This window comes from Massilia sp. NP310, from assembly GCF_019443485.1.
Taxonomy (GTDB): Bacteria; Pseudomonadota; Gammaproteobacteria; order Burkholderiales; family Burkholderiaceae_D; genus Telluria; species Telluria timonae.
The window spans coordinates 4,454,138-4,473,555 of record NZ_CP080379.1 but is presented as its reverse complement, the minus strand read 5'-3'; the positions used below and the strand labels follow the sequence as shown (position 1 = coordinate 4,473,555).

Sequence of the window (19,418 nt, the reverse complement as noted above, 5' to 3'; positions counted from 1 at the left end):
TGGCTGGCGTGAGCAAGGCGCGAGGAGGACGCATGGCGGCGCCATGCAACGACGAGCAACGCAGCACACGCCTGCCAGGCGCGCCAGGCGCGACTCCCACCTGCCGGGGTAGGCTCTCAGATCGCATGACGACCCGCCGCGACAGTTTGTCGCGGCCGACTCGCCGGACCGACCGGTGCGCTATATACTAGCCGCCAGCCTGCTGTAGCGAACTGTCCTTGCTGCATATGCGGCGCGGCCAGAGAAGGGATGGCGCCAGGTCGCTATCAAGGCAGCTTGCCTCACGCACACCTTTATCGGGTATAAAGTTGGCAAGCTGATAAAATGAAAACCTCTGTCGTATCGAAGGCATCATGACTAAAACAACGAAACCGAATACCGCCCAGCCCGAAGAACGCCTCCTGACGGAAGAAGAGATTCGGGCGATGAGCGATGACGACTACATGAATCCGGCCCAGCTCGCGTTCTTCAAGAACCGTCTGCAGGAACTCGAGAAGGAACTGCTGAAGAACGCCGGCGAAACCACGGAACACCTGCGCGAAACCGTCCTGGTTCCCGACCCGGCCGACCGGGCGACGATCGAGGAAGAACACGCGCTGGAACTGCGCACCCGCGACCGCGAACGCAAGCTGCTCAAGAAAGTGCAGCAATCGCTGCAGTCGATCGACGGCGGCGAATACGGCTGGTGCGAAGAAACCGGCGAGCCGATCGGCATTCCACGCCTGATCGCCCGCCCGACCGCCACGCTGTCGCTGGAAGCCCAGCAGCGCCGTGAGCTGAAGCAAAAACTGTACGGCGACTGATTTATCGCCGACGCCATCGAGAAAAGCATGCGAGGGATCGCATGCTTTTTTTGTTTGCGCGCCCGTCTCCCGGCATGACTGCGCACGCTTCACGCGCCATGCATATGCTATCGTTTCCCATCGGATACACTAGGCCGAGCGGCGTGTGCACAGCACACTGGCCGAAGGTTCGTGCTATGGTCTGGCACGGCTGGCCTAATTGACAACGGTGAGCATGGGGCTTTTCTCCTTCCTGAAGAGAAAGAACGACGATGCGGGGGTGCGCGATTGGCCGCCGCCCGAGTCGCGCCTGCGCGGCGAGCCGTCGCGCCTGGACACCGAGGCCGAGCGCGAACGCCAGCGCGAGATCGCGCGCGCCACCGCCGCCAAGATCGACGAGATCGAACTCGCATTCGCTTCCGACATGTTCGACGACGAGCCGGCCTGGGGCAGCGGCGTGCGGCGCCCGGCCGCTGGCGTCGCGTCTCCGGAACATGACACTGCGCCGCAGGCCGCGGCGCCCGCCAGCGCCCCGGCCATCGACGAAAGCGCCATCCTGTACGCCAACGGCCAGCCAGACGCGGCCGAACAGCTGCTGCGCGCCTGCCTGCCGACCCTTGGCCGCGCCGAGCGCCTGCCGTGGTGGATGCTGTTCGACCTGTACCAGGCCGATGGCCGCGAAGAAGCCTTCGAAAGCGTGGCCATCGACTACGCCAGCCATTTCGAGACCTCGCCGCCGGCCTGGAAGCCGCTGCCCGCCGCGCTCGCCGCAACCGCTGCGGCCCTTCCCGGTCCCGGCCTGGCTGCGGTCGAGGCCTTCGCCCCCAGGATCGACGCCAGCGTCGCGGCGCCGCTCAAGCGCGTGCTGGATGCGCCGGCGCCGGTCGTGCGCCTGGACTTCGGCCGGGTGACGGCGATCGACGCCGACGGCGCCGCCTGCCTGCTGGCGGCGCTGCAACAATTACGCGGCGCCGGCCGCGAGCTGGTGCTGGCCGGCGCCGACACCCTGCTGGCGACCCTGCGACCGATGCTGGCGATCGGCCAGCGCGGCGCCAGCCCGGCGCCCTGGCTGCTGCTGCTCGAGCTGCTGCTGTTGACCGGTCGCGAAAAACAATTCGAGGAAGCGGCGATGGATTACTGCGTCACCTACGAGGTGTCGCCGCCCTCGTTCGAGGCGCCTCTGCGCGTGTCCACCGCCGCGCCGGCGCCCGGCCATGGCGACCGCTTCATGTTGCCTGCCATTGTGAGCGGTCCAGACGGCGCCCTGCTGGCGGCCATCGACGCCTATGCCCAGGAGCGCGAGACGCTGGTGCTGGATTGCTCGCGCCTGGCGCGCATCGACTATGCCGGCGCCGCCAGCCTGCTGGCGCGGCTGGATGCGCATGGCGCCGCCGGCCGCGCGGTCGAGCTGCGCGAACTGAACCATCTCGTCGCCACCCTGCTGCGCCTGCTCGGCGCGGGCGATGGCGTGCGGCTGTATCCGCACCGCTACTGACCGATCAGAGCCAGCCGAAGGCCAGCAACAGCAGCAAGGTCACGACCAGCGACACCAGGATCGAGCCAAGGCAACCAAGCTTGTTGGAAAAAAATAAGAACATCGTTTAACGGCTCCATTCAGCGGCGTAGGGACAGCGTACAGGCCGCTGCCCGCGCCGGGCGCACATTTGGCCTCGAGCATTTAAGGCTGAGCTAATCTTGCAATCCCGCGCACGATCCCCACCTGCTGTTGGCTAGAACATCACGAGGTCAAAATGGAACAATTTCACGGTACAACCATCGTCAGTGTGCGGCGCGGCAACCAGGTCGCGCTGGGTGGCGATGGCCAGGTCACGCTGGGCAATGTCGTCATGAAGGGCTCGGCGCGCAAGGTGCGCAAGCTGTACCAGGGCAAGGTCCTGTGCGGATTCGCGGGCGGCACCGCCGACGCGTTCACGCTGCTGGACCGCTTCGAAGGCAAGCTGGAAAAACACCAGGGCAACCTGCTGCGCGCGTCGGTCGAACTGGCCAAGGATTGGCGCACCGACCGCGTGCTGCGCCGCCTGGAAGCGATGCTGCTGGTGGCCGACCGCGAGTCGACCCTGATCATCACCGGCAACGGCGACGTGCTGGAGCCGGAAGACGGCATCGGCGCCATCGGTTCGGGCGGCGTCTATGCCCAGTCCGCCGCCAAGGCGCTGTACGAGAACACCGACATGGCCCCTAGCGAAGTCGTCAAGAAGGCGCTCACCATCGCCGGCGAGCTGTGCATCTACACGAATATGTCCCACATCATCGAGACCCTGGATTGATATGAGCAGCATCATGAACATGACCCCACCCGAAATCGTTTCCGAGCTCGACAAGCACGTGGTCGGCCAGGGCAAGGCCAAGAAGGCGGTCGCCATTGCCCTGCGCAACCGCTGGCGCCGCCAGCAGGTCGATGAGAGCCTGCGTCATGAAATCACGCCCAAGAACATCCTCATGATCGGCCCGACCGGCGTCGGCAAGACCGAGATCGCGCGCCGCCTGGCCAAGCTGGCCGACGCGCCCTTCATCAAGATCGAGGCAACCAAGTTCACCGAGGTGGGCTATGTCGGCCGCGACGTCGACACCATCATCCGCGACCTGATCGACATCGGCGTCAAGCAGACCCGCGCCAGCGAAGCGAAAAAGGTGCGCCAGCGCGCCGAGGACGCGGCCGAGGACCGCATCATCGACATCCTGGTGCCGCCGGCGCGCGACTTCGGCTTCAACACCAGCAGCGGCAACGGCGACACGAAGGAAGGCGAAGCCACGCGCCAGACCTTCCGCAAGCGCCTGCGCGAAGGCTCGCTCGACGACCGCGAGATCGAGATCGAAGTGGCCGACGCCGCGCCGCAGATGGAAATCATGGCGCCGCCGGGCATGGAAGAAATGACCGAGCAGATCAAGTCGATGTTCGCCGGCGTGGGCAATGCGCGCAAGAAGCCGCGCAAGCTCAAGATCAAGGAAGCGATGAAGCTCCTGATCGACGAAGAAGCGGGCAAGCTGCTCAACGAGGACGAACTCAAGCAGAAGGCGATCGCCAACGTCGAGCAGAACGGCATCGTGTTCCTGGACGAGATCGACAAGATCGCGACCCGTTCCGAACACGGCGGCGCCGACGTCTCGCGCGCCGGCGTGCAGCGCGACCTGCTGCCGCTGGTCGAGGGCACGACGGTGAACACCAAGTACGGCATGATCAAGACCGACCACATCCTGTTCATCGCCTCGGGCGCCTTCCACCTGTCGAAGCCGTCGGACCTGATCCCGGAACTGCAGGGCCGCTTCCCGATCCGCGTCGAGCTCGAATCGCTGTCGATCGACGACTTCAAGAGCATCCTGACCTCGACCCACGCCAGCCTGACCAAGCAGTACGAGGCGCTGCTGGCGACCGAGGGCGTCAAGATCGAGTTCGTGGACGAAGGCATCCATCGCCTGGCCGAGATCGCGTTCTCGGTCAACGAGCGCACCGAAAACATCGGCGCACGCCGCCTGTACACGGTGATGGAAAAGCTGCTCGAAGAGATCTCGTTCAGCGCCGGCTCCGAGAAGGACCAGGTGGTGCGGATCGACGCGGCCTATGTCAACGAACGGCTCGATGCGCTGGCGGTCAACGAAGACCTGTCGCGCTACGTGCTGTAACCATCCTGGCGGAGACCCGCATGGCGAACAAGGCATTGGCGACACGGCAGAAGATGCGCCTGCGGGTCGAACCCTCGCAGCAGTTCGGCAAGCCGCGCAACCCGATCGCGGCGCTGGCCAAGGCGCGGTCGGCCGGGCCGCATGCCAAGCCGCTGTCGAGCGAGCGGCATGAAGCCAAGCGGGCGCTCAAGAAGGCCAAGCTGGTGGCGGACGAGGACGACTGAGCCTGCGTTAGCCTGATCAAGACATTCTCCTTGCGGACACTTCGGTGTCCGCTTTTTTTCGTCCATCGGCCCGGCGTGCCATTCGTCGCATGCGCCTTGTCCCTGTCCCCGTTCAACGGTAGAGTCAAGCGTCGCCATTCTTTACGGATACCATGAGTTCACCCGACCTGATCCTCGACGCCCTGCGCGCCCGCCTGCGCGCGGCCGGCATCACCTACAAGCTGCTGGCCGAGCGCATCGGTGTGAGCGAATCGAGCGTGAAACGCATGTTCGGCCAGAAGGACATGGCGCTGTCGCGGCTGGCCGAGATCTGCCAGGCGACCGGCATCCCACTGGAAGAGTTGTTGCGCGGGGCTCTCGACACCCGGCCCCGGCTGGATGCCCTGAGCCTGCCGCAGGAGCGCTCGCTGGTGGCCAATCCGCGCCTGCTGCTGATGGCGATCTGCTGCCTCGGCCACTGGAACGTGGAACAGGTCGTCGACACCTACAAGCTGAGCGAGGCCGAGTGCATCACCCTGCTCGCCGAACTCGACCGGCTGGGACTGATCGAACTCAAGCCGCTGAACCGCTACCAGCTGCGGGTGTCGAACGCATTCCGCTGGCTGCCGGATGGCCCGGTGCAGCAGTTCTTCCGCGAACACGTGGTGGAGGATTATTTTGCCGGGCGCTTCGACGGCGCGGGCGAGGCGCTGATGTGCCTGCCGGCGCGGCTGTCGCCTGCCAGCGCAAAAGAGTTGTCGCTCAAGATCGAGCAACTGGCGGCGGAACTGGCGCGGCTGCACCTGAACGACCGGCGCCTGCCGGCCGGAGAACGCGAGGGCTATACCTTGTTGCTGGGGTTCAGGTCGTGGGAACTGGCGGCGTTTACCGCACTGCGACGCTGATGGGCTCGGTACGGTGAAGAGGCGATAAGAGCCTGCCGCCGCGCCGCCGCCCTTACTGGGTGATCGGTTGCTGGGTCTGGTTCATCGGCGGCGCATTCGGCGGCATCTGCACGTTGTTGCGGCTCTGCTGGGTCGGATCGCCCTGCTCCGGCGGCGGATCCTGCGGCTCTTGCGGCGCCTGCTGGTCTTGTGGCGCCTGCTGCTCTTGCACCACTTGCGCATTCTCCGGCGTGGTCGGCGTGCCCTGCGGACCGCCGCCCGGCGGCGGCACGCTGCGCATGGTGGGCGGCGCGCTGACCACGCCCGGCGCGGTTTGCGGTTCCACGCCAGGCGCCGCGGTCATCGGTTGCGGCATCTGCTCTGGCATCACGCGCGGTTCCGGCGGCATGATCGACGTCGACTGGCCGGTATCGGGCGCCAGTTCCACCCGCTTCATCACGCCGCCATCCGACAGCATCACGTAGCGCCGGTGCACTTCGGCCACGGTCACGCCCGGCGCGATCTCGCGGCCGATGCGCACCGCTTTCGGCGGCTGGCCGTCGGCCACCAGGATGACCGCGCTGTCGGCGCCGGCCGACACCACGCCAGTGAGCTGGAAATTGGAAATCACCGCGGTCGGCTGGCCGCCGAACAGCGTTGCCGCCGCCTCCGGGCTCGGCGGGGGCTGGGTGGCGACCGGCGCCGCCGCCAGCGGCCGCTGCTCCGGCTTGTACAGCTGCAGCACCCAGTAGGCGATCGAGGCCGCCAGCAGGATCAGGGCAAGCAGGCTGAGAAGAAGAGGCAAACGTTTGTTCATATTATTGACTGCCATTGTTTTACTGCACCAGCTGGTTGATTTCGATGATCGGCATCAGCACCGCCAGCACGATCAGCAGCACGACCAGGCCCATGGCCAGGATCAGCACCGGCTCGAGCAGGCCGGCGATGGTGAGCGTGCGGCGCTCGAGGTCGGCCTGCTGCGAATTGGCGGCGCGCTCGAGCATGGCTGGCAGTTCGCCGGTGATCTCGCCGGCGCGGATCATGTGCACCAGCATCGGCGGGAAGTGTTTTTGCGCCGACAGCGCGCGCGCCAGGCTCACGCCTTCACGCACGCTGCCGGTGGCCTGCTCGACCAGCTCGCGCATCGCCACGTTGGACAGGGTTTCGCGGCTGGTGTCGAGCGCGCGCAGGATGGGCACGCCGGAACCGGTGGTGATCGCCAGCGTGCTGGCGAAGCGCGCCGTATTGAGGCTGCGCTCGAACTTGCCGTAGATGGGCGCCGTCAGCAGCCAGGTGTGCCAGCGCCGCTTGAGGTCGGGATTGCGCAGCGCGCGCCGCCACAGCCAGAACGCGCCGCCGATCAGGATCGCGCAATAGATGCCGTAGGCGCGCACGAAGTCGGACACGGCCAGCATGACCACGGTGAGGAAGGGCAGCTTCTGCTTGGTGTTGGCGAACACCGAGACGATCTGCGGCACCACATAGGTGAGCAGGAAGATCACGATCGCGAACGCGACCACGGTCACGATCGCCGGATAGGTGAAGGCCAGCCGCACCTTCTGCACCAGGGCGTTGCGGCGCTCGATGTAGTCGGCCAGGCGCGACAGCACGCGCGAGAGCTGGCCGATCTGCTCGCCCGAGGCGACCAGCGCCCGGTAGATCTCGGCGAAGTCGCGCGGGTGGTGCGACAGCGCGGTGGAGAATGGCGAGCCGCCGATGACTTCGGAGCGGATCGAGGCGATCAGGTCGCGCATATAGGCGCGCTCGGCCTGCTCCAGCAGCGCGGTGAAGGCTTGCTCGAGCGGCAGGCCGGCCTCCAGCAGGCTGGCCAGCTGGCGCGTGAACAGGGCCAGCTCGTTCTGCGACAGGCGCTCGCCAATGCCGCGCGCGCGGGTGACACCCGAAGCGTCGACCTGGGCGGTGATCGCCTCGACGTTGAGCGGCGTCAGGCCTTGCGTGCGCAGGTCGGCGCGCGCCGCGCGCGGGCTGTCGGCGTTGACCACGCCCTTGCGGGTGGCGCCGCCGGCGTCAACGGCTTCGTAGCGAAATGCCGGCATCAGTCAGTTCCCATCCGCATCTTAATCCTTTGTCACGCGCACCAGTTCGGCGCGCGTGGTGGTGCCGTCCGCCAGCCAGCGTTCGCCGTCGTCGCGCATGGTCTTCATGCCGGTCGCCAGCGCCGCATCGCGGATCTCGGCTTCGGAGGCGCGGTTATGGATCTGGGAACGGATCTGCTCGGTGGTCTCGAGCAGCTCGTAGACGCCGACCCGGCCGTGATAGCCCGTATGGCCGCAGCGCTCGCAGCCGACCGCATGCCAGGTGGACCCGTCGAAGGTCTTGCATTGCGAGCAGAGCTTGCGCACGAGGCGCTGGGCCATTACACCCAGCAGCGACGAGGACAGCAGGAACGGTTCGATGCCCATGTCCAGCAAGCGCGTCACGGCCGAGGCGGCATCGTTGGTGTGCAGCGTGGCCAGCACCAGGTGGCCCGTGAGCGAAGCTTGCACCGCGATCTGCGCCGTCTCCAGGTCGCGGATCTCACCGATCATGATCACATCGGGATCTTGGCGCAGGATGGCGCGCAGCGCTTTCGCGAACGTCATGTCGATGCGGGCATTGACTTGCGTTTGGCCGACGCCGTTCAGGTCGTACTCGATCGGGTCTTCCACCGTCATGATATTGGTGGTGGACGCGTTCAGGCGCGACAGCGCCGCGTACAGGGTGGTGGTCTTGCCGGAACCGGTCGGGCCGGTCACCAGCACGATGCCGTGCGGCTGGTTGATCAGGCGGTCGAACTGCGGCAGCATGTCCTCGGCCATGCCCAGGTGCGACAGGTCGAGGCGTCCTGCTTCTTTATCCAGCAGACGCAGCACGGCGCGTTCGCCATGGCCGGTCGGCAGCGTCGAGACGCGCACGTCGACTGGTTTACCGCCCACGCGCAGGGTGATGCGGCCATCCTGCGGCAGGCGTTTCTCGGCGATGTCGAGCTGCGACATGATCTTGATACGCGAGATCAGCGAGGCGTGGATCGCCTTCTTGGGGCGCACGATGTCGCGCAGCGCGCCGTCGATGCGAAAGCGCACCACCGAAGTCTGCTCGAACGGCTCGATGTGGATGTCGGACGCGCCTTCGCGCAGCGATTGCGTGAGCAGCGCATTGATCATGCGGATCACCGGCGCATCGTCGGACGATTCCAGCAGGTCTTCGATGGCCGGCACGTCTTGCAGCAGCTTGGTCAGGTCGAGGTCGGCGTCGAATTCGTCGACCACCTGCGACGCGTCGCCGCCGCCGCCGGCATAGGCGCCGGCGATGGCCGCGTCGAGCTCGTCACGGTCGAGGCGGCGCAGCTGGATGCGGCCGAAACGGCGCGAGACCTCGGCGATGGCGGCTGGCGCGGTGGCGCTGGACACCAGCACTTCGACGCTCTGGCCCGGTTCGCCATTACCGCGCGCCAGCACGCCGTGGTCGCGGGCGAAGGCGTAGGGCAAGAGATTGTTCATGATTTAATTTCCGTTCGGTTGCTGCACCGGACGGGTTGGCGCGTTTGGCACTGCCGCGCCGGGCATGACCGCGCCCGATCCTGGTTCAGACACGCCTGCCCCCGGCGCGGTTCCCGGCGCAGTGCCCTGATGCCGCGACGCCGCGCCATCGTTCGACGCGCCCGGCGCCGCGTTCGGCGCCGGCTGGCGCTGGACCGGCACGGTCGCCATGCCGCCGCCGACCGGCGGCTGGCCGTTCACCAGCGGCGGCAGTTGCGGCGCGCCAAGGTCGCGCAGCAGCGCCGACGATTCGGGTTGGGCGGCGGCGCCGGCCGCGCGCATGTAGTCGTAGCGGTCCATCGCGATCGAATTCGAGGCTTCCTTGCTGCGCACCACGACCGGCCGCAGGAACACCATCAGGTTGGTCTTCACGCGGCTGCGGGTGCGGTACTTGAACAGGTTGCCGATCACCGGGATGTCGCCCAGGCCGCGCACTTTCTCTTCGCCATCGCCTTCGCTGTCCTCGATCAGGCCGCCGAGCACGATGATCTGGCCGTCGTCGGCCAGCACATTGCTCTCGATCGCGCGCACGTTGGTGGTCAGGCCGGATTCGGCGTTGCGGGTCGACGCATCCACGCTCGAGTTCTCGTGGTAGATCGCCATCTTGATGGTACCGCCTTCCGAGATCTGGGGCCGCACGCGCAGCAGCAGGCCCACGTCTTGCCGGTCGACGGTCTGGAACGGGTTGCCGCCGCCGGTGGTGCTGTTGGTGGCGAACGAACCGGTGATGATCGGCACGTTCTGGCCGACCTTGATCACTGCGAGCTCATTGTCCAGGGTGAGCATGTTCGGCGTCGACAGGATGTTGGCGTTGCCATCGTTTTCCAGCGCACGCGCCACCGCGCCCAGGCCCAGCTCGCCGCCCACCTGGCGGAACAGGCCGAAGGTCAGGCCGGTCGGCAGGCCCGTCAGGCCGCTGGTGCCGTTGGTGGCGCTCGTGCCCTGGGCCGCCGCCAGCGCCAGGTTGACGATGCTGTTGTTCGAGCCGCCGCCGTTGAAGTTCTGCAGGCCGCCGAAGCGGTATTTGCTGTCGGAGTCGCCAGTGGCGCCGACCCACTGCACGCCGAACTCGGATGCCTTGTTGGAGGACACTTCGACCACCAGCGCCTCGATATAGACCTGGGCCCGGCGCACGTCGAGCTGGTCGATCACCGAGCGCAGGTTGCGGTACACCGCGTCCGGTGCGGTGATGATCAGGCTGTTGGTCGAGGCGTCGGCCTGGATGAAGCCCGAACCCTGGCCGCCGCCCTGGGCTCCTTGCTGCCCCTGCTGGCCGGCGCTGTTGCCAGTACCACCAATGCCGGTGCTGCCCTGCAGGCCCTGTTGGCCGCCGAGGCCGCCCTGCCCGCCCAATCCGCCCTGGCCCGCCTGGCTGCCGATGCCGGACTGGATCGAGCTGCCCTGGGTGCCCTGCTGCACCTGCAGGGCCGAGGCGTCTTGCGACACCACGGCGCGCAGGGTCTGGGCCACGCGCGTGGCTTCCGCGTTCTTGAGGTAGACCACGTGGATATTGCCCTTGCTCGAGCTCTCTTGATCCAGGCGGGCGATCAGGCTCTTGGCCAGGTTGGCGCGCGCCTGCGACGGCGCGCGGATCACGACCGAGTTGGTGCGCGGATCGGCCAGCACCGTGACCCGGCCCGAATCGCCGCCGGCGGCCGGTTCCATCAGGCGCGTCACGAGCTGGGCGATGTCGCTGGCGATCGCGTTGCGGATCGGGATGACATCGAGGTCGGCCGCCACCGGCGCATCGAGCGCGGCGATGATGCGCGCCAGGCGGCGCAGGTTGTCGGCGTAGTCGGTGATGACCAGCGTGTTGTTGCCCGGGTTCGCCATGATGGAGTTATTGGGCGAAATCAGCGGACGCAGCACGGCGGTGAGGTTGGCGGCCGACTCGTAGGACAGATAAAACACCTGGGTCGCGATCTGGTCGCCGGTGGCCTTGCTGGAGCGCACGCCGCCGACCTGGGTCGGCGAGGACTGCAGCTTGGCCTCGGCCTCGGGCACCACCTTGGCGTAGCCGTCGCCGCTGGTGACCACCGCGAAGCCCTGCAGGCGCAGGGTCGAGGTGAGCAGGCCGAAGGCTTCGGTCTTGCTCAGCGATTTCTCGGACACCAGGGTGAGCGTGCCCTTGACCCGCGGGTCGATGATGAAGGTCATGCCGGTGTAGTGACCGATGGCCTTGATCACCGACTCGATGTCGGCATTGACGAAGCTCAAAGCGGCGGCGTTCGCGCTGTCCTGGGCCAGCGCGGGCAGCGGCAGCGCGACCATCGTGGCGGCGCAGCACAGCATGGCGCCGGCCGCAAGGCGGCGCAAGGCCGGCAGCTGCATGGCCGAAAAGTCGAGGTGCGCGAAGGTGGAGCGGTCTGTTTTCTTCATTATCTGAACTCGAGTGCGATTACGTTTTTGCCGTTCACCATCCGGCGCTGGCCCAGCAGGTTCAACATGGTCCCGAGCTGGTCCTCATAGCCGTCGGCGGCGCTGGCCTGGCCCGAAAAGCGCAGGCGTCCATTTTGCAGTACACCTGAGCCCGACAGCAGCAAAGCGCCGCGCACGGTGCGCAGGGTCAAATCGGCCTGCGGTCCACGCCAGTCCATGATCATTTCATAACTGCCAAGCGGCTTGATGGGCGACATGCGCGCCCCCATATCGCTCATCGACAGGACGGTGCGCCCCTGCACCGTCACGGTGTTCTGCTGGCGCAGCAGGTCCAGCGCGTTCCAGGATAGCCGGATGCGGCCACTCGGCGCCAGCGTATTGAGCGGCGCACCCAGGCCCGACAAGCCCTCGGCCGGCAGCAGTAGCTCGCCGGCATTGACCTGCCAGCGCGACCAGCTGCCTTCGATCCGCACCGGGTTGGCCAGCGCCTGGGGATTTTCCAGGCTCATGCTGACCTGGCCCAGCACCACCAGCGGCGACAAGGTCCAGGAAAAACGGCCCGGCAGCAAGGGCGTGACCGACCCGCCCGGTCCCGGCGCCCCGCCGATAAAGGCTGAGCCGCGCCAAAGCGTACCCTGCGCATCCCCCAGCGTCAATCGACCGCCGGTCTGGCGCTCGACTATCGGGCCGAGCCAGGCCGCCGGCAGGAAAGCCAGCACCGTCGCCACTACCGCCAGGATGACCAGCAGGCCCCACGTCAGCGCCCGCCTCATGAAGCCGGATCGCTGCGCTGGCGCAGCGTGAGCGTGGCGTCGACCTGGCCCAGCGCGGTCTGGGCGCTGAATTGGGCGTCCTGCACCATCAGGCGGCTCTCGCGCCGCTGGGCGTCGAGCCAGGCCATCAGGTTGGCAAAGGAAACATTGTTGAGCTGAACCTTGGTGAACTCGCCGCTGACCGACAGCGAGGCCGGCTTGAGGCCGCGCCCCGCCATGCTGGCGGTGAGCGACTCGTTCGTGACTGGCGTGACGGCGGGCGCCGGCTCGCTGGCGGCGGCCCGGGCTTCGCCGGCAAGCGCCTCGAGCTGGGCCGCCTGCTGGCGCAGTTCGGGCAAGGAACGGCGCAATTGTTCGCGCCCTTCGAGCGCGGGCTCGAGCAGGACGAGATAGAACAGCGCCAGCGCGGCGACGGCGCCGCCGACCAGCAGGAACTTGCGCTCCTGCTCGGTGCGCGCGATCCAGTAGGCGGTGGCGCGTTCGCGCAGCCCGCTGATTTTGCCGGCGACATTCATTGCGTAACTCCAGGTTGCGAGGCGCCAGTGCTGCGGATCAACCAGGTGTTGGCGTCGGGCGCTTCCAGGCTGAGGTGGCGTGCCGCCAGGGCCGGGCGCAGCTGGTCTGCGGCGCCGGGATTGGCAGACTCGGGTTTGACGCGCACCGTGAGCGCGCGTTCGCGAAACTCCATTGATGCAATCGCAGGCGGCGCGCCGAGGCCGCCGATGGCTTCGCCGAAGGCAGCCGCCATCCAGGTGAATTCATCGCCGCCCACCTCGCCGCTGCCGGCCCTGGCGCGCGCGATGTTCTGCTGCATCTGCGCTACCGGATCGATCGCCGGCTGGCCCGGATACACCGAGCGGAACGTTTGGCTCATCTGCTGGCGCACGGCGTCGGCCTCGCGTTTCAGGCCCAGCCACTCGACGTTCAGGCCGATGACGTTGACCACCAGCGCCGCCAGGGCGAGCCGGATCGGCCAGCGCCAGCGGCGCCAGTCGCGCCGCGCCACGCCGGCCGTGCCCAGGCCGGGCACCAGGTCGAGCGCTGGGCCGACGGCGCCGCCATTGTTGCTGCCGCGGGCGCCGGCGATCCAGTGCGCCCAGTTGTCGCTCTCGAGGGTAACGCCGGGGCCGGCCTCGGCCAGCAGCGCCTGGTACTCGCCCAGTTGCTCGTGCTCGACATACAGCACCAGCGGCGCATCGCCCGCCAGCGCGCGGGCCGTCTGCAGGGCCACCACCGGGGCGCCGTCGAGCGCCAGGCCGAGGCCTTCGTACTGGCTCTGGCGCAGGATCAGTTCGCCCTTGCCGAAGGCGGCGCTCACGCTGCCTGGATGCAGGGGCAGGCACAATTGTTCGGGCACGGCCACCACCGCGCGCGCGCCCATTTCCAGCAACTTGCGCACCAGCGGCTCGAGCCAGGCCTGCTGCACCACGGCCACCGGACGGCGGCCGTCGGCCATGGCCGGGCCGGCCACCAGCACGCAATCGAGCGGGTCGCCCAGGATATATTCTTCGACCAGGGCCGGCAGCGCCGCGCGCAGGCGCGCGCCGGCCAGCGGCGGCGCCTGCACCGCCAGCAGGGTGACGTCGCTGGCGGCCAGGATCAGCACCACGCGCCGGCTGGCTGCGACCACGTCGCCCAGGTTGCGCAGCGCGCCTTCGCCCTGCTGTCCGATGGCGCCGTTGTCGCCGACCATCGCGAACCGGCACAAGGCGCCTTCGCCTTCGCTCCTGGCCGGATGCCGGATATAAAGAGTAGTCAAACCGTCTCGCTTTCTTCTAGTTCTGGCGGGTCCAGATCACGGTCACACCATTGGCGGGACCAAGGTTGGCCAGGCTGCCTTTCTGCACCAGCGACTCCGCGTCCAGCGCCGCGCGGTCGAGGCGGATGCGGCTCTGCACCAGGAAGTAATTGCTGGTGATGCTGATCTTTGGCTGTTCCACCGCTTCATCCCTGCATTGCACTTCGCTCAAAAACTGCTGGACGTCGTTCCACGGCACCCGCTTGCGCTGCTCGACCAGGGCATTGGCCTGAGAGGTCGAACAGCCAGCCAGGACCGCCGCCAGCACCTCGGCCGGCGCCGTGTTCACGTTCACCGTCGTTCCTTGCGCCGGCAGCACGATCACGAACGGACGCAAGGCCTCGACCGTCTCGGGCTTGACGCCCTGCACCGCCAGCAGGTCGTCCACCCGCATGAGCGGCATCGGGTTGCCCTTGCGCGGCGTCTGCGCAGTGTTATTGTTGCCCGCCGCGTCCGGATCCACCGTCAGCGCCTGGCCGGCGGCGACGAAATCGGCGATCGGCCGCGCCAGCCGCGGCTCTTGTCGCAGATTGGTCAGCAGGCGGCCGAGCACCGCGGTCTCGACCGGATCGCGCTTGCCGCCCGTTGCCAGGTTGTTCAGATTGTATCGCGCCGTGGCATCGTATACCTGACCCGACAGGGATGCATTGAAATTTTCTCCCTGCACCCGCTCGCGTTCGATGTACTGGTCGAGCCGGGTTTCGGCCAGCGGCGTGGCCCACACCTGCTCGAGCGAGATGCGTCCGCCGAAAGGCTGGCGCAGGATCACGCTGGCCCAGTCGAGGGCGCCGCGCTGGATCCACTTGGTCTGCAACTGCAAGCGCTGGTTTTCCATCGAGCGTACCTGCACCTGCTGCTGCCAGAACAGGCTGGCGACGATCGAGATCGCCAGCGTGGTCAGGAGCAGTGCGGTGACCACGGCGACGCCGCGCTGGCGGCGCGGAAGGGGCACGGGCCGCATCAGGTGCCTCCCAGCAGGAAAGACTTGACCATCGGCTGGCCCAGGCCCTGCACGGTGAGCGCCACCTGCACGCCGGTGGGTTCGCGCGAGCGGGCCGGGCCCAGGCCCGGATCGACAGGCGGGGGTTCCTGCTCGCCATTGCCGCCGACCGCGGTCGGCTCATTACGCCAGGCATTGTTTTGCCAGCCCTGCACCTGCATGCCGCCCACGCCGACCTGCAGCACGACCGACGGCGCATTCTCGGCCGGCGCATCGGACGCGAGCGCCTGCCACAGCTGGGCGATGTGGTCGAGGTCGCGCGTGCCGGGCGACTCGCGCCGCATCAGCTGGCCGTTGACCACGCGGTAGCTGACCACCTGCAGGCGCGACGGCTCGTGTTCGACGAACACCTTGCGCACCAGGGTCAGGCGGTCGGCATCCCACAGCAAGGCCGGGCGGCCGCGCATGATGTCGTTGCCGGCCGCGTTCTCGCAATCGTTCTGCATCTGGGCGAAGGCCAGCTGCATGCCGCGCGTGATTTCCATTTCGTGCGTGAGCGCCACGCGCGCGCGCACGATGCCGTCCAGCCCGCGCCAGCCGAGCACGGCCACCATGGCGAGGATGCCGATCGCCACCAGGAGTTCGACCAGCGTGAAGCCTGCATGCCGCGACCTGGCGTTCATATCGGGGAAGGCCTCAGGACCAGTTGGATGAGTTTGACAATGCGGCGTCCCGGGTTGTCGGCGTCGAACACCGAGACTTCGATCCTGCGCAACAGTGGATTGGGGCTGGACAGCACTTCTTCTTCACATACCAGGTTCAGGTCGCCTTGCGGGCAGGGAAAGCTGCGCTTGCCGATCGCGGGAAACTCGCGGCCCAGGCGGATCTGCACCAGCCGGTTCTCGGCCGACCAGGTCGCCATCATCGAGGCGCGCAGGCCGGCGCTGTTGGACGTCAGGCTGCCCACCGCGCGCAGGCCGGCGGCCAGCGCGGTGCCGACGATGACCAGCGCCACCAGCACTTCGAGCAGGGTGAATCCGAAGGCGTGGCGCGAGGCGCGGCGAGAGAACATGATGTGCTTCATTCGACGGTAAAGTGGCCGACGCCGTCGGCGCGGATCGCGACCGCGTTGGCGCCCGAGGCCAGGGTCAGCACGAAGGGACGGTCGACCGGCTCGCGTCCGAAGGTGATGCGCAGCATATCCGGGCCCCCCGTGCCGGACGGCTCGAGCACGAGCCGCAGCGGCGGATTCTTGAAGCTGCGCTCGCGCAGCAGGTCGTCGCGCGTGACCGGTTCCCAGCCGGTGTCGCCGCGCACCATGAAGCGGTAGCGCTCGCCGTTGGCCTCGAACGCGACCAGGCGGTTGCGCACGATGGCTTCGTCGCGCGCCAGCTGCAGCAGCAGCGCGATGCGCCTGGCCTCGTTTTCGAGATCCTGGCGCGGGCTCGGGATGGCGTTCAGCGTAGCCAGTCCCAGCGTGATGCCGATGATGACCATCACGACCAGCAGCTCCACCAGGGTGAAGCCGGAGGATGCGCCCCGCGCGCGCCAGGCCGGCATGGGAAAGGCTTAGTGCCAGGAACCGACGTCGGCGTCCTCGCCGTTGCCGCCCGGCTGCCCGTCGGCGCCGTAGGAGAACACGTCGATCTCGCCTTTCACGCCCGGCGACAGGTATTGGTAGGCGTTGCCCCACGGGTCCTTCGGCAGCTTCTCGATATAGCCGCCTTCTTTCCAGCCGTTGGCGGCCGGGCCGGAGGTCGGCTTGGCGATCAGGGCATTCAAGCCCTGCTCGGTGGTCGGATAGCGCTGGTTGTCGAGCTTGTACAGCTTGAGGGCCTGCATCATGGTGGCGATGTCGACCTTGGCGGCAGTGACGCGCGACTCGCCCGTGCGGCCCAGCAATTTAGGCACGACCAGGGCGCCGAGGATGCCGATGATGACCACGACGACCATGATCTCGACCAGGGTAAAGCCGCGGGCGCGACGTTGTGTACGTTGGAAATTCATATGCAGTGTGATTAGGCTGGTGAATCGGTGGAGCCGGGACAGTATACGGCCGAAATATGACAAGATAATACTGCGGATGAATCTGCGTACAAAATTGTGCGAATGATTACATCGCTACCGGCGGCGGGTGTGCAATTGTAAGCTACCTACGCCCGTCACGACACCTTGGATCCGCGCCGTTAAGCCAGCCCTCATCAAATCTCGTTCCGCTTCGCGCACACCGGGCAATCGTTGTTACGCGCCACCTTGACGCCAGTCCATTCCATGTATTTCCCGTCCAGCATGAGAAGGCGGCCGACCAGGGGCTCGCCGACGCCCGCGATCAGCTTCATCGCTTCGGCGGCCTGGACTGCGCCGACGATGCCGACCAGCGGGGCGAACACCCCCATGGTGCTGCAGGCAACGTCCTCGAAGCCGCTGTCTTCAGGGAACAGGCAGGCATAGCACGGCGCGTCGGGCTGGCGCGGATCGAACACGGACAGCTGGCCGTCGAAGCGGATCGCCGCCCCCGACACCAGCGGCACGCCGGCAGCGACGCAGGCGCGGTTGACGGCGTGGCGGGTGGCGAAGTTGTCGCTGCAGTCGAGCACGACGGTGGCCGTGCGCGCCAGCGCCAGCAGGCGCTCGGGGCCGGCCCGTTCGTTCAGGGCCACGACCTCGATCTCGGGATTGATCGCCAGCAGGGCCGCGCGCCCGGAATCGACCTTGGGCTGGCCGATGCGTTCGGTCGTGTGCATGACCTGGCGCTGCAGGTTGGTGAGGTCGACCGTGTCGTCGTCGACCAGGGTGATGCGGCCGATGCCGCCAGAGGCCAGGTAGAGCGCGGCCGGCGAGCCGAGGCCGCCAGCGCCGATCACCAGGGCATGGGCCTCGAGCAGGCGCTGCTGGCCTTCGATGCCGATGTCGTCGAGCAGGATGTGGCGCGAGTAGCGCAGGAGTTGCTTGTCGTTCATGGGGGTCGCCCCGACCTCATTTCTTCGGCGGCGCCTTCAATTCGGGCAATTTATGCTCCGCCCCCGGCAATGGCGCCGGCGCGGGTTTGTCTTCGTCGGGCACGCCCTTGGCCAGTTGCACCGGCAAGCCCTTGAAGTGCTTGATCGCCTGCGCCAGCTGGAAATCGTCCTGGCCGCCGAACTCGATCGGCTTGCGGTCCTTCAGCAGGGCCAGCGCGCGCTGCTGCTGCGCCAGGCTCGGGTTCTGGTCCTTGGACGCCGCTTCCGTCGCCGTTTCCTTCTTCTCGCCTTCGGCCGCCAGGTGGCGCTGCAGGTCGGCTTCGCGCACGCGCAGGGCGTTCAGGAGGTCGCCGTCGGCACTCTCGTCGACCCGCATATCGGGTTCGATGCCGGTGGCCTGGATCGGCCGCCCTTTCGGCGTGTAGTAGCGCGCCGTGGTCAGCTTGATCGCGGTGTCTTCCGACAGTTGCCGCAAGGTCTGCACCGAGCCCTTGCCGAAGGTGCGGCTGCCCATCACGATCGCGCGCTGGTAATCCTGCAGCGCGCCGGCCACGATCTCGGAAGCCGATGCCGAGCCGCCATTGACCAGCACCACCATCGGCACGGATTTGAGGCCGGCCGGCAAGCCCGCCAGCGGGTCGCCGCGCTGGGCATAGAACTCGCGCCGGCCATAGAATTCCTGGTTCGAGTCCGCCACCTGGCCCTTGGTGGACACGATCACCTGGTCCGGCTGCGGCAGGAAGGCGGCCGAGACGCCGATCGCGCCCGGCAGCAGGCCGCCCGGGTCGTTGCGCAGGTCGAGCACCAGGCCCTTGATGTCGGGTTGTTCGGCGTACAGTTCCTTGGTTTTCTTGGCCAGCTCGTCCAGGGTGTTTTCCTGGAACTGGCTGATGCGCAGCCAGGCATAGCCGGGCTCGACCATCTTGGCCTTGACGCTGACCACCTTGATTTCCTGGCGCGCGATCGGCACCACCCAGGGCTTGTCTTCGCCGGGACGGGCAATGGTGAGCGTGACCTTGCTGCCGACCTTGCCGCGCATGCGCTTGATCGCCTCGTCGGACGACATATTGCGCACGGGGACGTTGTCGATGCGGGTGATCAGGTCGCCCGGCTTGATGCCGGCCTTGAAGGCAGGCGTATCCTCGATCGGCGACACCACCTTGATGTAGCCGTCCTCGTTCGAGATCTCGACGCCGACGCCCACGAACTTGCCCTGCACCGCTTCGCGCATGTCGCGGAAGGCCTTGGGATCGAGGTAGACCGAATGCGGATCGAGCGAGGCGACCATGCCGCCGATCGCTTCCGACAGCAGCTTTTTATCTTCCACCGGCTCGACGTAGTCGGTCTTGATCAGGCCATACACGTCGGCCAGCTGGCGCAGCTCGTCGAGCGGCAAGGGCGCGCCGGCCTTTTGCGCATGGGCCGACAGCTGGAACGATGCCGCCACGCCGACCAGGACGCCCACGCCGACCAGCCCGAAATGCTTTGCTTTCATGCCCATGTTGACCCTTGTTGTAC

Annotated in this window: 20 protein-coding genes; 6 read left to right on the top strand and 14 right to left on the bottom strand. The window is 67.2% G+C overall.

What is annotated here, in order from left to right; translation table 11 throughout:
• The first annotated feature begins 353 nt into the window (after positions 1–353).
• From dksA to KY496_RS19680, 6 genes are all read left to right on the top strand, one after another.
• A complete protein-coding gene (gene dksA / locus KY496_RS19705) occupies positions 354–803 on the top strand; it encodes an RNA polymerase-binding protein DksA (protein ID WP_005663718.1) in 450 nt (149 codons plus the stop codon).
• Positions 804–1,017: 214 nt separating this feature from the next.
• Positions 1,018–2,277, top strand: a complete 1,260-nt coding sequence (locus tag KY496_RS19700; protein WP_219862058.1) for an STAS domain-containing protein — start codon at positions 1,018–1,020, stop codon at positions 2,275–2,277.
• Positions 2,278–2,533: 256 nt separating this feature from the next.
• On the top strand, positions 2,534–3,070 hold the full coding sequence (hslV, locus tag KY496_RS19695; RefSeq protein WP_071360808.1) for an ATP-dependent protease subunit HslV: 537 nt from the start codon (positions 2,534–2,536) through the stop codon (positions 3,068–3,070).
• 13 nt (positions 3,071–3,083) lie between these two features.
• Positions 3,084–4,424 carry an ATP-dependent protease ATPase subunit HslU gene (gene hslU / locus KY496_RS19690; protein ID WP_040775527.1) on the top strand — a complete coding sequence of 447 codons (1,341 nt, stop codon included), beginning with the start codon at positions 3,084–3,086 and terminating at the stop codon, positions 4,422–4,424.
• A 20-nt stretch (positions 4,425–4,444) separates the two neighbouring features.
• The gene (locus tag KY496_RS19685) at positions 4,445–4,648 is read left to right on the top strand and encodes a hypothetical protein (protein WP_005663727.1); all 204 of its coding nucleotides are present in this window, start codon (positions 4,445–4,447) and stop codon (positions 4,646–4,648) included.
• A gap of 152 nt (positions 4,649–4,800) precedes the next feature.
• Entirely contained in the window at positions 4,801–5,532 is a 732-nt protein-coding gene (locus KY496_RS19680) for a helix-turn-helix domain-containing protein (protein WP_184238442.1), read from the top strand.
• Between the two features lie 52 nt (positions 5,533–5,584).
• On the opposite strand, the gene KY496_RS19675 is transcribed toward KY496_RS19680, so the two are convergent.
• The 14 genes from KY496_RS19675 to KY496_RS19610 form a co-directional block, all read right to left on the bottom strand.
• On the bottom strand, positions 5,585–6,328 hold the full coding sequence (locus tag KY496_RS19675) for a hypothetical protein (protein WP_229520314.1): 744 nt from the start codon (positions 6,326–6,328) through the stop codon (positions 5,585–5,587).
• A gap of 19 nt (positions 6,329–6,347) precedes the next feature.
• Positions 6,348–7,568, bottom strand: a complete 1,221-nt coding sequence (gene gspF / locus KY496_RS19670) for a type II secretion system inner membrane protein GspF (RefSeq protein ID WP_071360811.1) — start codon at positions 7,566–7,568, stop codon at positions 6,348–6,350.
• Positions 7,569–7,589: 21 nt separating this feature from the next.
• The gene (gene gspE, locus KY496_RS19665) at positions 7,590–9,011 is read right to left on the bottom strand and encodes a type II secretion system ATPase GspE (protein WP_005663735.1); all 1,422 of its coding nucleotides are present in this window, start codon (positions 9,009–9,011) and stop codon (positions 7,590–7,592) included.
• Between the two features lie 3 nt (positions 9,012–9,014).
• Entirely contained in the window at positions 9,015–11,429 is a 2,415-nt protein-coding gene (gspD, locus tag KY496_RS19660) for a type II secretion system secretin GspD (protein WP_219862056.1), read from the bottom strand.
• Positions 11,429–12,202, bottom strand: coding sequence for a type II secretion system protein N (gene gspN / locus KY496_RS19655; protein ID WP_005663739.1), 774 nt, complete (start codon positions 12,200–12,202; stop codon positions 11,429–11,431). Before gspN ends, gspD begins: the two co-directional genes overlap by 1 nt.
• A complete protein-coding gene (gene gspM / locus KY496_RS19650) occupies positions 12,199–12,717 on the bottom strand; it encodes a type II secretion system protein GspM (protein ID WP_005663740.1) in 519 nt (172 codons plus the stop codon). The genes gspN and gspM overlap by 4 nt, the downstream gene beginning before the upstream one ends.
• Positions 12,714–13,961, bottom strand: coding sequence for a type II secretion system protein GspL (gene gspL, locus KY496_RS19645; protein ID WP_040774936.1), 1,248 nt, complete (start codon positions 13,959–13,961; stop codon positions 12,714–12,716). Before gspL ends, gspM begins: the two co-directional genes overlap by 4 nt.
• Positions 13,962–13,977: 16 nt before the next feature.
• Positions 13,978–14,961, bottom strand: coding sequence for a type II secretion system minor pseudopilin GspK (gspK, locus tag KY496_RS19640; protein ID WP_219862054.1), 984 nt, complete (start codon positions 14,959–14,961; stop codon positions 13,978–13,980).
• Positions 14,961–15,623 carry a type II secretion system protein J gene (locus KY496_RS19635; protein ID WP_005663744.1) on the bottom strand — a complete coding sequence of 221 codons (663 nt, stop codon included), beginning with the start codon at positions 15,621–15,623 and terminating at the stop codon, positions 14,961–14,963. Before KY496_RS19635 ends, gspK begins: the two co-directional genes overlap by 1 nt.
• Positions 15,620–16,012, bottom strand: a complete 393-nt coding sequence (gene gspI, locus KY496_RS19630; RefSeq protein ID WP_040774939.1) for a type II secretion system minor pseudopilin GspI — start codon at positions 16,010–16,012, stop codon at positions 15,620–15,622. Before gspI ends, KY496_RS19635 begins: the two co-directional genes overlap by 4 nt.
• Before the next feature lie 8 nt (positions 16,013–16,020).
• Positions 16,021–16,500, bottom strand: a complete 480-nt coding sequence (locus tag KY496_RS19625; protein ID WP_005663746.1) for a GspH/FimT family pseudopilin — start codon at positions 16,498–16,500, stop codon at positions 16,021–16,023.
• A 9-nt stretch (positions 16,501–16,509) separates the two neighbouring features.
• The gene (gene gspG, locus KY496_RS19620; RefSeq protein WP_184238452.1) at positions 16,510–16,947 is read right to left on the bottom strand and encodes a type II secretion system major pseudopilin GspG; all 438 of its coding nucleotides are present in this window, start codon (positions 16,945–16,947) and stop codon (positions 16,510–16,512) included.
• Between the two features lie 194 nt (positions 16,948–17,141).
• Entirely contained in the window at positions 17,142–17,900 is a 759-nt protein-coding gene (locus KY496_RS19615) for a molybdopterin-synthase adenylyltransferase MoeB (protein ID WP_219862052.1), read from the bottom strand.
• Positions 17,901–17,916: 16 nt separating this feature from the next.
• Complete coding sequence (locus KY496_RS19610; RefSeq protein WP_219862050.1) at positions 17,917–19,401, bottom strand: S41 family peptidase; 1,485 nt, start codon at positions 19,399–19,401, stop codon at positions 17,917–17,919.
• Positions 19,402–19,418 lie beyond the last annotated feature (17 nt).

What these genes read in the sequence shown, in the direction of transcription:
- KY496_RS19680 (WP_184238442.1), top strand. Translation starts at nt 4,801, where the DNA reads ATGAGTTCACCCGACCTGATCCTCGACGCCCTGCGCGCCCGCCTGCGC.
- gspM (WP_005663740.1), bottom strand. Translation starts at nt 12,717, where the DNA reads ATGAATGTCGCCGGCAAAATCAGCGGGCTGCGCGAACGCGCCACCGCC.
- KY496_RS19635 (WP_005663744.1), bottom strand. Translation starts at nt 15,623, where the DNA reads ATGAACGCCAGGTCGCGGCATGCAGGCTTCACGCTGGTCGAACTCCTG.
- KY496_RS19610 (WP_219862050.1), bottom strand. Translation starts at nt 19,401, where the DNA reads ATGGGCATGAAAGCAAAGCATTTCGGGCTGGTCGGCGTGGGCGTCCTG.
- gspI (WP_040774939.1), bottom strand. Translation starts at nt 16,012, where the DNA reads ATGTTCTCTCGCCGCGCCTCGCGCCACGCCTTCGGATTCACCCTGCTC.
- gspE (WP_005663735.1), bottom strand. Translation starts at nt 9,011, where the DNA reads ATGAACAATCTCTTGCCCTACGCCTTCGCCCGCGACCACGGCGTGCTG.
- KY496_RS19615 (WP_219862052.1), bottom strand. Translation starts at nt 17,900, where the DNA reads ATGAACGACAAGCAACTCCTGCGCTACTCGCGCCACATCCTGCTCGAC.
- dksA (WP_005663718.1), top strand. Translation starts at nt 354, where the DNA reads ATGACTAAAACAACGAAACCGAATACCGCCCAGCCCGAAGAACGCCTC.
- hslV (WP_071360808.1), top strand. Translation starts at nt 2,534, where the DNA reads ATGGAACAATTTCACGGTACAACCATCGTCAGTGTGCGGCGCGGCAAC.
- gspF (WP_071360811.1), bottom strand. Translation starts at nt 7,568, where the DNA reads ATGCCGGCATTTCGCTACGAAGCCGTTGACGCCGGCGGCGCCACCCGC.
- KY496_RS19700 (WP_219862058.1), top strand. Translation starts at nt 1,018, where the DNA reads ATGGGGCTTTTCTCCTTCCTGAAGAGAAAGAACGACGATGCGGGGGTG.
- KY496_RS19675 (WP_229520314.1), bottom strand. Translation starts at nt 6,328, where the DNA reads ATGAACAAACGTTTGCCTCTTCTTCTCAGCCTGCTTGCCCTGATCCTG.
- gspG (WP_184238452.1), bottom strand. Translation starts at nt 16,947, where the DNA reads ATGAATTTCCAACGTACACAACGTCGCGCCCGCGGCTTTACCCTGGTC.
- gspN (WP_005663739.1), bottom strand. Translation starts at nt 12,202, where the DNA reads ATGAGGCGGGCGCTGACGTGGGGCCTGCTGGTCATCCTGGCGGTAGTG.
- KY496_RS19625 (WP_005663746.1), bottom strand. Translation starts at nt 16,500, where the DNA reads ATGCCGGCCTGGCGCGCGCGGGGCGCATCCTCCGGCTTCACCCTGGTG.
- hslU (WP_040775527.1), top strand. Translation starts at nt 3,084, where the DNA reads ATGAACATGACCCCACCCGAAATCGTTTCCGAGCTCGACAAGCACGTG.
- gspD (WP_219862056.1), bottom strand. Translation starts at nt 11,429, where the DNA reads ATGAAGAAAACAGACCGCTCCACCTTCGCGCACCTCGACTTTTCGGCC.
- KY496_RS19685 (WP_005663727.1), top strand. Translation starts at nt 4,445, where the DNA reads ATGGCGAACAAGGCATTGGCGACACGGCAGAAGATGCGCCTGCGGGTC.
- gspK (WP_219862054.1), bottom strand. Translation starts at nt 14,961, where the DNA reads ATGCGGCCCGTGCCCCTTCCGCGCCGCCAGCGCGGCGTCGCCGTGGTC.